Origin of the sequence: Dellaglioa kimchii, assembly GCF_046115505.1 — a bacterium.
GTDB classification, from domain to species: Bacteria; Bacillota; Bacilli; order Lactobacillales; family Lactobacillaceae; genus Dellaglioa; species Dellaglioa kimchii.
In genome coordinates this window covers 780,874-793,398 of record NZ_CP170736.1, presented here as the reverse complement: position 1 = coordinate 793,398, position 12,525 = coordinate 780,874, and the positions used below count along the sequence as shown (strand labels likewise).

Sequence of the window (12,525 nt, the reverse complement as noted above, 5' to 3'; positions counted from 1 at the left end):
TTTATTTTGTCTAACTTTTTTGATTACAGCGTATCACCATTAAAAATTGAATTTTTAACAATTACATAATCGACTTTTTTAAGTGCAGAGAGAGAATTACCACCAGCATAAGAAATTGAAGATTGTAAATCTTGTTGCATTTCAAGTAAAGTCTCATGGATGTCACCTTTAAAAGGAACGAGCATTTTTTTACCTTCAACATTAGTGTGACTACCTTTTTGATATTCAGACGCGGAGCCAAAATAACTTTTAAATAGATTACCATCTTTTTCAATTAAATCACCAGGACTTTGTTTGTGACCAGCAAAGAGTGATCCAATCATACACATTGATGCCCCAAATCTGACTGACTTAGCAATATCACCATGAGTCCTTATACCACCATCAGTGATAATGGGTTTACTTGCTGCTTTAGAACATAATCTAAGAGCAGCTAATTGCCATCCACCAGTACCAAATCCAGTTTTAATTTTAGTGATGCAAACTTTCCCTGGCCCAATACCAACCTTAGTTGCATCTGCACCGGCATTTTCTAGTTCTCTAACGCCTTCAGGTGTGCCAACATTTCCGGCAATTAGAAATGACTCTGGTAACCATTTTTTAATATGATGAATTAAATCAATGACACTTTGTGCGTGGCCATGCGCCACATCAATTGTTATATATTCTGGAATTAAATCAGCATCGGCAAGTTCTTCAATTAATGCCCATTCACGCGGTTTAACGCCAACACTAATAGAAGCAAACAAGCCTTTTACATGCATTTTTTTGACGAAAGGTAAGCGACTCTCTTCATCGAAACGGTGCATGACGTAGAAATAGTCATTTGATGCAAGCCATTCTGCTAACGGTTCATCGATAATTGTCTGCATATTCGCAGGTACAACGGGTAGTTTAAAACGGCGAGGGCCAAATTGAATAGATGTATCGACTTCGGAACGGCTATTTACAATACATTTATTAGGGACGAGCTGAATATCTTCATAATCAAAAACTGGCATAATATTTCCCCATTTCTTTTAAACACGAACTATTTTTAGTATTTATTAAATAATTATCAGTAACCAACTGATAATTTACGCTATTTAGTGAATTTAGTCAACTGATTTTTAAAATAAATCGAAAATTAAATAAGAATACGTGAAGGGATAGACGTCGTGCTATAATTATTTTGGGAGTGATTATTATCGCAAAAAAAGAAAAAGTAAAAAAAACAAATGATGAACGCATTTTAGACCAAAATCATATTGAATTTGAGAGTTATACTTTCGATTTTGTAGGTGGTCGACAAATGGATTCAAGCAAAGAAGCAAAAGAACTAGGAACGGATGAAAGAAGTATTTTAAAAACAATTGTTTTGCAGGGAAGTAATGGTGACAGAGATTACGTAGTTGTTTGTCTGCCAATTACTTTTGAAATTGATTTAAAATTAGTAGCACGTGAATTAAATGAAAAACAATTACATTTAGCAGATAATAAAAATTTAATTAATATTACTGGTTATGTTCACGGTGCAAATACACCAATTGGAATTAATGTTCGAAAAGGATTTCCGATTTATTTTGATGAACGAATCCAAGAGTTCGATAAAATTTGGGTTTCAGCTGGCAAAGTTGGTCGATCTGTTGGCGTAAAACGTGAGGAACTTGTTAAATTGGTTAAGGGTCATTATATTAACATTGAAAAATAAATAACTACTGAATGTAAAATAAACGATAAGAAGGAATAAGTGTAAATTGAAAAAAATTGAGAAAAGTGCCGCATTTTTAAAAAATAAAATCGATTTATTTAGATGCCCTGTTTGCTTAAAACCCTATATTAAGGTTGAAGGGCAGACGATGTTTTGTCCTGAAAATCATCAGATAGATTTATCAAAAAAGGGGACTCTTTTTTTCTTGAATCATGGCGTTAAAAGTGATTATGAATTGGATATGTGGTTAGCAAGGAGACAGTTATTACAGGCAGGCTTGTTTAAACCGATTACGGATAAAATTATTGAGCAGCTTTCTGATGAAGAAGAAACAATTATGGATGTAGGTTGTGGGGAGGGAACGCCACTTCACGATATTGAAATAATACGTCAAAATACTAATGATACTTATGTTGGATTTGATATTTCAAAAGATGCAATCAATTATGCGACACAACAAGAGACAGATGCTTTTTATTGTATTGCTGATTTGGCTAAGCTACCGTTTAATAATAAGTCATTTTCAACAATTATTGACATTTTTTCACCTTCTGCTTATGCAGAATTTGATCGAGTATTAAAGGATAGCGGGCAGTTATTAAAAATCATTCCAAATTCAAATTATCTAGTTGAATTACGTGAACTTTTATATAATGAAGAGAGTCATAATAGGAGTTATAGTAATGAAAAGGTTTTAAATCTGTTTAAAGAAAATTATCCTGATTCTGAACAAATTACAATTAGTTATCAATTTGATATTCCAGAAGGCTTATTTCCCGCCTTACTCGAAATGACCCCTTTACATTGGGGGGCTACAACAGATAATCAGGCTAAAGCTAAAGAACAACCCTTAACTAAAATTACAGTTGATGTTACGCTATTAAAATATCGTAAAAATAAGTTAGAATCAGTGTTGTAACGAATAAATTGCTGTGGTATTATGAGTATACGAATTCGGTTGTTTAGAGACTGTCGACGATGTTGTCAGCTTCTGGAAATTGATCTTCATTAACGTATCTTTTCGCCGTGCCCACACCGAAATGATGCGTTTTTTTGTTGCCTAAAATAATAACGATTTTTTGAAAGGATGTTAATTTTTGACGAATCATATTGCATTATTTGAACCACTTATGCCTGCTAATACAGGTAATATTGCCAGAACTTGTGCTGGAACGGATACTGAGCTACATTTAATCGAACCATTAGGATTTTCAACAGACGATAAATATTTAAAACGTGCTGGACTAGACTATTGGGATAAAGTAAAAATTACGTATCATAAAAATTTACAAGATTTTTTAGCATCTATTCCAGATCAGAAACAACTTTTTTTGGTTTCAAAATTTGCACCGCAAACTTATTCACAAGTAGATTATTCTGATGTGAATAAGGACTATTACTTCTTATTTGGTAAAGAGACAACGGGTCTTCCTGAAAACTTTATGCGCCAAAATGAAGAGAAAGCAATTCGAATTCCACAAGATGATACGCACATTCGCGCCTTAAACTTATCTAATTCAGCTGCTATTGTAATTTATGAAACACTTAGACAACAAGATTTTTTAAATCTAGATAAAACACACACATATGAAAATGATAAGCTAAAATAAGTAGCTTGAGCATTTTATAGACTAGAAATTCATAAATGGGTTATACTTGCTTCGGGTTAAGAAATAAACCGGAATTTATGATAAACAGTTATTTTATAAAATGGAAGGTGTGAGCTAACTTGTTTCAAGTAATAACAATGTTTGGATTCGATGAACCATGGTGGTTTTTTGATGATTGGAAAAGTCATATTCAAAAAACAGTTGATTTTGATTCAATGGATGAAGCAGTGGCTTTTTTTGAGGAACAATCTAATGCATTTACAACTGAATTTAGTCATCAAAAAAGCAAACGTCAATTTTTGACAGCATTTTGGAATGAGGAACAAATGGATTATTGTTCAGATTGTGGTGATGATTTACAGTTATATCAAGGGTTACTGTTAGTTAAAGATGGTAAAGAAATTACAGTCAAAAAAGAGAGTTAATAACAATTTTGTTATTAACTCTCTTTTTGTGGAAATGAGTAGACAGTGATACGGAAGGTAATTAAGATATGGTATAATTGAGTATCTATTTTAACAGAAGGAGGAACTGTTTTGGCTCAAAAAAAGAAAAGAAAAAAAAGAACGACAAAAAAAACAGTTCAATACAAATTTTCTAAAAATATAATTGGTGTGATATTTTTATTGTTTGGAATATTTGGTGTGTTAGCATTGGGATATTTGGGTACTTTATTTGCTAACGTTTTCCGTTTGTTTGTTGGTAATACATATCAATTCGCATTATTAATTCTCGGTGTATATGGAAGTTATTTAATGATTATGGGTAAAGAGCCCAAAGTTAAGAAAAGAATTAATTGGGGATCCGTTATTTTATATGTTGGTGTATTAGTCTTTCTTGAAGCCTGGTTCGTTGGGCACTCATCAGTGCATAGCCAATTTATTCAATATACATGGCAGACACTTGTTTCCGATTTTCGACAATCTGCAGTTAGTTCAACAGTTGGCGGTGGGATGATTGGGGCAAGCTTATATCAATTGTCGCACTTCTTAGTTTCACAAGCAGGTACCTATATCGTTAGTGTACTTTTTATTTTAGCCGGATTATTTATTTTTTTTGATCTCTCTTTTTCAGAAGTTATGTATACTGTTCAACGCTATCTAAACGTAATTATTGCTTGGACAAGAGAAGGTTTTCGCCGAATAAAAGTAGCAATAGATAGTTTCAAAGAAGAAAGACAAGAAAATAAAGTAGAACAAGATGAAGAAGAATTAAAACCAGTAATTGACCATAGAACTGAAGAAAAGGAAATAAAAACTGAACGAGAAGTGACAGATGATGAACCACCCATCATTACGCAACAAGAACCGGATTTAGAATTAGATCCAGAAGATGAGCCTGAGATACTATCAAGTGCAGTGGCTGATGATAATGAAGATTACCAATTACCACCAGTTACATTACTTACAAAGATTCCAAAAGAAGACCAAAGTGGTGAATATAAAACAATTGAAAAAAATACAAAAATATTGAAGCAAACATTCGAAAGCTTTGGTGTTGATGTTGAAATTAAAAGTGTGAGTTTAGGACCATCTGTTACTGAATATGAATTACATCCGGCAATTGGTGTTAAAGTTAGTAAAATTGTTAATCTTGCGGATGATTTAGCTTTAGCACTTGCTGCCAAAGATATTCGAATTGAAGCACCAATTCCTGGAAAGTCACTCATTGGGATTGAAGTGCCAAATTCTAAAGTATCAATGGTTTCATTCAGGGATGTAATTGAATCTCAACAAAAGAATCCAACACCAGATAAAATTCTAGAAGTTCCTTTAGGTCGCGATGTTTCAGGCCAATTGGTAACAGCAGATTTAACAACGATGCCGCATTTATTGATTGCTGGCTCAACTGGTAGTGGTAAGTCTGTTGCAATTAATGGCATTATCACAAGTTTATTGATGAATACGAAACCAAATCAGGTTAAGTTTATGTTGATTGATCCTAAGAAAGTGGAGTTAGGTGTCTATAATGGTATTCCACATCTATTAACGCCAGTTGTCACAAATCCTAAAAAAGCATCACGGGCTTTGCATAAAGTTGTTTCAGAAATGGAGCGACGTTATGAATTGTTTGCAGATGCCAGTCAACGTAATATTTCTGGATATAATCAAATGATTATGCAAGAAAACGCAGATGATGGGCAAAAAAGAGCAACGCTACCTTATATTGTTGTTATTGTTGATGAATTGGCAGATTTAATGATGGTAGCCTCGAATGAGGTTGAAGATGCGATTATTCGTTTAGCACAAATGGCTCGAGCAGCTGGAATCCATATGATTTTGGCAACGCAACGACCATCTGTTGATGTTATCACAGGATTGATTAAAGCTAACGTACCATCACGTATGGCTTTTGCTGTTTCCAGTGGGATTGATTCGAGAACAATTATCGATAGTAATGGTGCTGAAAAACTTTTAGGTCGTGGGGATATGTTGTTCCTACCAATGGGGCTAAACAAACCTATTCGTGTACAAGATGCTTATATTTCCGATAAAGATGTTGAAAGTGTTATTTCGTTTATTAAAAATCAGCAAGAACCGCAATATGATGAAACAATGATTGTGACAGATGAAGAAACAGCTAACCAAGGATCATCATCTGATTCAGAAGACGAATTATTTGATGATGCTGTTAAATTAGTGACTCATGAACAATCTTGCAGTGTATCCATGTTACAGAGACGATTTAGGATTGGCTATAATCGAGCTGCTAGGATTGTTGATGAAATGGAAGCAAAAGGAATCGTTGGACCGCCAGAGGGAAGTAAACCTCGCAAAGTGTTGATAAATGAAGAAACTGATGGTCCTAATTAGGGCTTTCAGTTTTTTTGTTTAGCCTAAACAGATTACGAAACAATTAAATTTGTGTTTCACTAGTCTTTCAATTATCATGGTAAAAGAACATCCGATTTAAAAGGAGGCACATTTTCGTGCGTAAACAATTAGAAACAGGTGTCAACTTAACTGTTATTGAAAATAGTCAATTTAAAACGAATAGAATCGTTATTAATTTTATAGCACCTTTAACCGGAAAAGAATCTGCAGAACGTATGCTATTAGCTAACTTATTAGAAATTAGTAGTGCAGAATATCCATCTCAACAAAAATTAGCCGAAAAATTATCAGAACTTTATGGTGCAAGTTTTGGTATCACTGTTAGTAAAAAAGGAAATTTTCACTTAATAAGTTTAATTTTAAATGGTGTAAACGATAAATTCTTAGAACATAAAACAGAAAGTTTTAAAAAAATAGTTGATTTTATCAAAGAAATTATTTTTAATCCGAACGTGACTGATGGCCATTTTGACGAAGAAACATTTAAGCGTCAAAAAGAAAATTTGATGATGTCTATCAGAAGTATCAGTGATGATAAACAATCATACGCAGGATTAGAATTACAGAAACTTTATTTTCAAAATGATCAGGCTATTCCTAGTTATGGGACTGTAGAAGATATCGAAAAGATAACTGCAACTAGCTTATTTGATTACTACAAACAAATGCTTGCAACTAATCGTGTAGACATTTTTGTACTTGGTGAATTAGATGAATTAGAGACTGAAACTATTGTTAAAACGTTGCCTTTTAAACCTCGAGATTTTAAAATGAAACCTATATTCTATGATCAAGATATTAAAGAAGTTGTGACTAAGACAGAAACGCAAGCAGTAACTCAGGGTAAATTAAACATGGCGTATCAGTTGCCAGTTTATTACAGAGAAAATGGGTACTATGCGGGTCTTATTTTTAATGGCGTTTTTGGTGGTTCACCACTTGCTAAGTTATTTGTAAATGTCCGTGAGAAAGCTAGTTTGGCTTATTATGCAAGTAGCTCATTAGATACATTTAGAGGTATTTTAACTGTACAAACAGGAATTGAGCCACAAAATAAAGATAAAGTTATCGAAATTGTTCAACAACAATTAGATGATATTATCGCCGGTGACATTAGTGATGAACTATTAAATAAAACAAAAATGACAATGATTAACCAATATCAAAGTAGTCTTGACTCACAAATGGCGTTAATTAATCAATCAATGATTGATCAATTAACAAGCACAGAAGTTAGTGCAACAGAGTGGATAGACGGCATTAATAGCGTTGATAAAGCTGCCGTTCAAGCTATCGCTCATAATGTTAAATTACAAGCAATCTTCTTTTTGAATGGGGAAATTAATTAATGAAAACATTAGAATACCCGCAGTTTGACGAAATATTATATACAGAAACTTTAGAAAATGGCTTGAAAGTAAATATCTTACCTCGTAAAGGTTTTCATAAAACTTATGGTATATTCACAACAAACTATGGCTCAGTAGATAGTGTATTTGTGCCAATTGGTGAAGAAGATATTGTTCATGTACCGGATGGTATCGCACATTTTTTAGAACATAAGATGTTTGAAAAAGCAGATCATGATGCATTTGATTTATTTGGAGAATATGGTGCTAGTGCAAATGCTTTCACAAGTTTCACACGAACGAGTTACTTATTTTCAAGTTCTAATCATGTTCCTGAAAACATTGAAACATTACTAGATTTCGTGCAAGATCCGTATTTTACACCTGAAACGGTTGAAAAAGAAAAGGGAATTATTGGGCAGGAAATTCAGATGTATGACGACGATCCCAATTGGCGTTTATACTTTGGTATTTTAGGTAACCTTTACCCAAATCACCCAGTTAGCAGCGATATTGCTGGAACAATTGAATCAATCGATAAAATTACGGCAGATGATTTATATAAGTGTTATGAAACATTTTATCATCCAAGTAATATGAATTTATTTATCGTAGGAAATGTTGATCCAGAAGAAACTTTAGATTTAATTAAAGTTAATCAAAATCATAAAAATTTTCCAAAAGCAGCAGAAACAATTAAACGATCAGTTCCAGAAATCCAAGTAGATGGTTCAGACATCATGCCATATCGCGCAACTGAGATGGTCATTCAACGTGCTAAAACAATTGTTGGTATAAAAGGACTAGATATTGTTCCTGAAGGCCGTAACGGTTTGAAATACAAAGAGACAATCCATATGCTTCTTTATCTTTTATTTGGTGACACGGCCCCCCAATATATGAAATTATACGATGAAGGAACATTAGATGATTCCTTTGGTTATGAATTTGAAATTGAACGTGGATTCCATTTTGCAAGTATTAGTGGTGATACTGATGATCCTCAAAAGTTGTCAGATGCTATTATTCATATTTTAGGGAACGCGTCAGAGTACCTTTCAGGGGCTGAGGCACAGTTTGAATTGGCTAAACGTGAAATGTTAGGTCAATCCATTCAATCGATGAACTCTCTTGAGAGTATCGCAAATCAATATGAAGGTGATTTATTTGATGATGCAACTGTTTTTGATAGAGCACCAATTATTGAAAATATGACATTAGATCAAGTTCGCCAAGGAGCCAAAGATTTTATTCGTTCTGAAGCAATAAGTGTCTACCAAATTATGGCTAAAGAGGATGATTAAATGAGTTGGGCAGTTATCTTTGGAGCGTCTGGTGATATTGGACAAATGATTGCAAGACAATTGGCAGATATTGGTTGGTCGCTAACAATGCATTATTATCAAAATGATGAAGCAATTATGGGATTGACACAAGAGTTGAGGGGGAAATATCCAAAACAAGATTTTTTATCGTTACAATTTGATATGACAGCGTCTGATGTTGAGCCAGTGATAGACCAACTATTTGCGGTAGATGCTGTAATATTTGCTGAAGGCACAACTTCTTACCATTTATTCAATGAAGCCCCAATGGCTGATTTGGATAAAATGATGAAGATGCAAGTTCAAACACCATTGGCATTAATTCAGAAATTGGAACCAAAGTTAGCTCAAAATCATTTTGGTCGAATTATATTTATCGGTTCAATTTATGGAGGCGTTGGTAGCCCGATGGAAGTACTGTACAGTACTGTAAAAGGTGCGTTATCGTCCTTTGCCAATGCTTACAGTAAAGAAGTTGCCTCGTTAGGTATTACGGTTAATGTGGTAGCACCAGGCGCAGTTGATACAAAAATGAATCAACAATTTTCGGAAGATGTAAAGAAAGATATCTCAAGTGAAATTCCAATGGGACGTTTCGCACATCCCGAAGAAATTGGATTTTGGGTAAAACAATTATTAGCCAAAGAGGCAGGGTACCTCACCGGTCAAACGATTTATGTTTCAGGCGGATGGTTGAAATAAAATAATAAAATTTTAACAAATTGGACATGACGATTATGTTATACTGATTGTTAGAAGATTAACTATTAAACTAAGTGGAGAATTAGACATGAGTGAAATTGGAAAAACATTACAAGAAGCGAGAATAAATAAAGGATATACGTTAGATGATTTACAACAAATGACGAAAATTCAAAAACGTTATTTGATTGCCATTGAAGATGAAAAATTTTCTGATTTACCAGGAGATTTTTACGTTCGAGCATTTGTTAAACAATATGCAGAAACGGTTGATTTGGATGGGGATGAATTATTAAAAGAATTCAATGAAACACTTCCAGATACACAAGAAACAGTCGTTGCAAAGGAACAAGTATCACGTTCTGAAAAGTCTGCTAAACTACCAAAAGACGGTAATTTTGATAAATTTATGTCGTACTTGCCAACAATTATTATTGTTGTGATTGTCTTAGGGATTTTGGGTACAATTTATGGTGTGACATTGAATAGTAAAGATACAGATACTCAAATTGAAAGTTCAAGTTCTAAAGTATCTGTTTCAACTGACTCAAAAGCTAAAAGTTCTAGTTCTGAATCAGCAAAGGCTAGTTCTTCATCTGATAAGAAAACGCAAAAATTAACATATGTTTCAGATGCGGGAACAAACACTGTTTACACAATGGAAAATGCACCAACAACTTCTAAAGTTAAATTAGTAGCTTCTGGTAGTGCTGCTTGGAGCTCAATTACAGCTGACGGCACACAACTATGGCAAGCAACACTTGTCTCAGATGCAACGGATACTGTTACGATTCCAGCCGGTACAAAATCATTTGTCTTTAGTTTTGGTAATGCACCAGCTATGAGTATTACAATTAACGGTAAAAAATTTGATTTTATGAAAACAAATGCAACTCTACAAGTTAGAACAGTTACTGTAAATATTAAATAAACCAAAATTGTCAACAACGGATACTATGTTGTTGGCAATTTTTGAAAAAGGGGATCATTATGAATTTACCAAATAAATTAACGGTTGTGCGGATTATTTTAATTCCAATCTTCATGCTTGTATTGTTATTACCAATTGATTGGGGAATGGTTACTTGGGTTGGTACACAGATTCAGGTGACACATCTAATTGGTGCGATTATTTTTGCAGCTGCCTCATTAACAGATTTTTTAGATGGTCAAATTGCACGTCGCCAACATTTAGTTTCTAATTTTGGCAAATTCGCAGACCCATTGGCAGATAAAATGCTTGTAATGACTGCATTTGTTATCCTTGTTTCATTTAACCAAGTACCTGCATGGGTAGCTGCAATTATTGTTTGTCGCGAACTTGCAGTAACAGGATTACGATTGATTATTGTTGAAAACGATGGGGAAGTTATGGCTGCAGCTATGCCAGGCAAAATTAAAACAACAACCCAAATGATAGCGATTATTTTATTGTTCTTAAATAATGTGTTATTTGCAGCAATTAATGTCCCTATGGCTGCTATTTTCCTTTATATCTGTTTATTCTTTACTATTTATTCAGGTATTGATTACTTTGTTCAAAATAGAGCGATTTTCTCAGATTCATTTGAAAAATAAAAATATTTAGACTAAAACATTTAACCGTTTTAGTCTTTTTTAATTAAAATTAGGAGGTAACATTATGCATGCAGAAATAATTGCGGTTGGTACAGAAATATTATTAGGACAAATTGTAAATACGAACAGTGCTTTCTTAGCTGAAAAATTAGCTGATTTAGGTGTAAATGTATTTTATCAGACAGTTGTAGGGGATAATGAAGAACGAATGTTAGAGGCAATTGAATTGGCTTCAAAACGAAATGATTTAGTTATTCTTTCTGGGGGCCTAGGACCAACAGAAGATGACTTAACGAAACAGATGGTCGCCAAATTTTTAAATGAAAAGTTAGTTGAAAATAAGGATGCTATGTCAAAGATAGAAGATCATTTTACACAAACGGGTCGTCAAATGACTGAAAATAATAAATTACAAGCTTTGTATATAGAAGGATCGAAACCAATTAAAAATCATGCTGGAATGGCTGTTGGTGATTTTTACAAGGGTGATTCCTGCGATTTCTTATTATTACCCGGACCACCTAAGGAATTAAAAACAATGTTTAATAAAGAAGTTGAACATCTATTAAAAGAGGAATACAACTTAAATAGTCATCTTGAATCAAAGGTTTTACGATTTTATGGAATTGGTGAATCTAAATTGGTGACAGAATTAAAAGAGATCATTGACTCACAAACAAATCCTACTATTGCTCCATATGCCAAGACAAATGAGGTCACTTTGCGAATTACGGCAAGCGCTACAGATGACAAGTCAGCTGTAGAATTAATTAACGAAATGGAGATTCATGTACTATCTAAAGTTGGTGATTATTTCTATGGTTACGGGGATGACAATTCGTTAAAAAATGTTGTTGTGACTAAATTAATTGAAAAAGACTTATCTATTTCTGCATCCGAAAGTTTAACAGCTGGATTATTCCAAAGTACGTTAGCAGAAATACCAGGTGTCTCAAAAATTTATGATGGTGGATATATAACATATGCTAATACAGCCAAGTCTGATATTTTAGGTATTTCGCCTGAAGATATTAAAAAATATGGTGTTGTTAGTGAAGAAACAGCTAAACAAATGGCTCAACAAACACAAAACAAAATGAAAACTGATATTGCTATTTCATTTACTGGTGTTGCAGGTCCAGATGAGCTTGAAAATCAGAAAGCTGGGACGGTTTGGATTGGATTAGCAATTAAAAATAGCCCTATTATTGCAAAACAATTTCATTTTGCTGGAAATAGAGAGACAATTAGACAAAGAAGTGTTCTAAGTGGGCTTAAATGGATATTTGATGAAATTAATGAGTAAATAATTAAATAATTAAATTAGGCAATGGATTGTTGTTGACAGCGGGGGGCAATTAACCGTAAAATACTAAAGTGTATATGAACAAAATAAAAAACATCTAAAAATTTATGATTAGTTAAATTAATCATTAT

Annotated in this window: 12 protein-coding genes; 11 read left to right on the top strand and 1 reads right to left on the bottom strand. The window is 33.4% G+C overall.

Going from position 1 to position 12,525, the window contains the following annotated elements:
* Positions 1–23 precede the first annotated feature (23 nt).
* Positions 24–1,001 carry a GMP reductase gene (gene guaC / locus ACE83Q_RS03955; RefSeq protein ID WP_409021460.1) on the bottom strand — a complete coding sequence of 326 codons (978 nt, stop codon included), beginning with the start codon at positions 999–1,001 and terminating at the stop codon, positions 24–26.
* A gap of 185 nt (positions 1,002–1,186) precedes the next feature.
* On the opposite strand from guaC, the gene ACE83Q_RS03950 reads away from it, so the two are divergent.
* From ACE83Q_RS03950 to ACE83Q_RS03900, 11 genes are all read left to right on the top strand, one after another.
* On the top strand, positions 1,187–1,690 hold the full coding sequence (locus ACE83Q_RS03950; protein ID WP_409022808.1) for an aminoacyl-tRNA deacylase: 504 nt from the start codon (positions 1,187–1,189) through the stop codon (positions 1,688–1,690).
* A gap of 46 nt (positions 1,691–1,736) precedes the next feature.
* The gene (locus tag ACE83Q_RS03945; RefSeq protein WP_409021459.1) at positions 1,737–2,609 is read left to right on the top strand and encodes a methyltransferase domain-containing protein; all 873 of its coding nucleotides are present in this window, start codon (positions 1,737–1,739) and stop codon (positions 2,607–2,609) included.
* Between the two features lie 178 nt (positions 2,610–2,787).
* Complete coding sequence (trmL, locus tag ACE83Q_RS03940; protein ID WP_409021458.1) at positions 2,788–3,300, top strand: tRNA (uridine(34)/cytosine(34)/5-carboxymethylaminomethyluridine(34)-2'-O)-methyltransferase TrmL; 513 nt, start codon at positions 2,788–2,790, stop codon at positions 3,298–3,300.
* 119 nt (positions 3,301–3,419) lie between these two features.
* Complete coding sequence (locus ACE83Q_RS03935; RefSeq protein WP_409021457.1) at positions 3,420–3,725, top strand: DUF1033 family protein; 306 nt, start codon at positions 3,420–3,422, stop codon at positions 3,723–3,725.
* A gap of 111 nt (positions 3,726–3,836) precedes the next feature.
* Positions 3,837–6,113, top strand: a complete 2,277-nt coding sequence (locus tag ACE83Q_RS03930; RefSeq protein WP_409021456.1) for a DNA translocase FtsK — start codon at positions 3,837–3,839, stop codon at positions 6,111–6,113.
* Positions 6,114–6,229: 116 nt separating this feature from the next.
* Positions 6,230–7,483 carry an EF-P 5-aminopentanol modification-associated protein YfmF gene (gene yfmF / locus ACE83Q_RS03925; RefSeq protein ID WP_409021455.1) on the top strand — a complete coding sequence of 418 codons (1,254 nt, stop codon included), beginning with the start codon at positions 6,230–6,232 and terminating at the stop codon, positions 7,481–7,483.
* Complete coding sequence (yfmH, locus tag ACE83Q_RS03920; RefSeq protein WP_409021454.1) at positions 7,483–8,787, top strand: EF-P 5-aminopentanol modification-associated protein YfmH; 1,305 nt, start codon at positions 7,483–7,485, stop codon at positions 8,785–8,787. The genes yfmF and yfmH overlap by 1 nt, the downstream gene beginning before the upstream one ends.
* Positions 8,788–9,510, top strand: a complete 723-nt coding sequence (gene ymfI / locus ACE83Q_RS03915) for an elongation factor P 5-aminopentanone reductase (RefSeq protein WP_409021453.1) — start codon at positions 8,788–8,790, stop codon at positions 9,508–9,510. It begins immediately after the preceding gene.
* An 88-nt stretch (positions 9,511–9,598) separates the two neighbouring features.
* Positions 9,599–10,441: a helix-turn-helix domain-containing protein gene (locus ACE83Q_RS03910; protein ID WP_409021452.1), complete on the top strand. Its 843-nt coding sequence runs from the start codon at positions 9,599–9,601 to the stop codon at positions 10,439–10,441.
* A gap of 59 nt (positions 10,442–10,500) precedes the next feature.
* The gene (pgsA, locus tag ACE83Q_RS03905) at positions 10,501–11,088 is read left to right on the top strand and encodes a CDP-diacylglycerol--glycerol-3-phosphate 3-phosphatidyltransferase (protein WP_409021451.1); all 588 of its coding nucleotides are present in this window, start codon (positions 10,501–10,503) and stop codon (positions 11,086–11,088) included.
* A 64-nt stretch (positions 11,089–11,152) separates the two neighbouring features.
* Positions 11,153–12,394: a competence/damage-inducible protein A gene (locus ACE83Q_RS03900; protein WP_409021450.1), complete on the top strand. Its 1,242-nt coding sequence runs from the start codon at positions 11,153–11,155 to the stop codon at positions 12,392–12,394.
* Positions 12,395–12,525: the final 131 nt, after the last annotated feature.

Bases quoted from the DNA above. Each gene is read 5' to 3' on its own strand.
- yfmH (WP_409021454.1), top strand. From the start codon at position 7,483: ATGAAAACATTAGAATACCCGCAGTTTGACGAAATATTATATACAGAA.
- pgsA (WP_409021451.1), top strand. From the start codon at position 10,501: ATGAATTTACCAAATAAATTAACGGTTGTGCGGATTATTTTAATTCCA.
- ACE83Q_RS03900 (WP_409021450.1), top strand. From the start codon at position 11,153: ATGCATGCAGAAATAATTGCGGTTGGTACAGAAATATTATTAGGACAA.
- ACE83Q_RS03910 (WP_409021452.1), top strand. From the start codon at position 9,599: ATGAGTGAAATTGGAAAAACATTACAAGAAGCGAGAATAAATAAAGGA.
- ymfI (WP_409021453.1), top strand. From the start codon at position 8,788: ATGAGTTGGGCAGTTATCTTTGGAGCGTCTGGTGATATTGGACAAATG.
- guaC (WP_409021460.1), bottom strand. From the start codon at position 1,001: ATGCCAGTTTTTGATTATGAAGATATTCAGCTCGTCCCTAATAAATGT.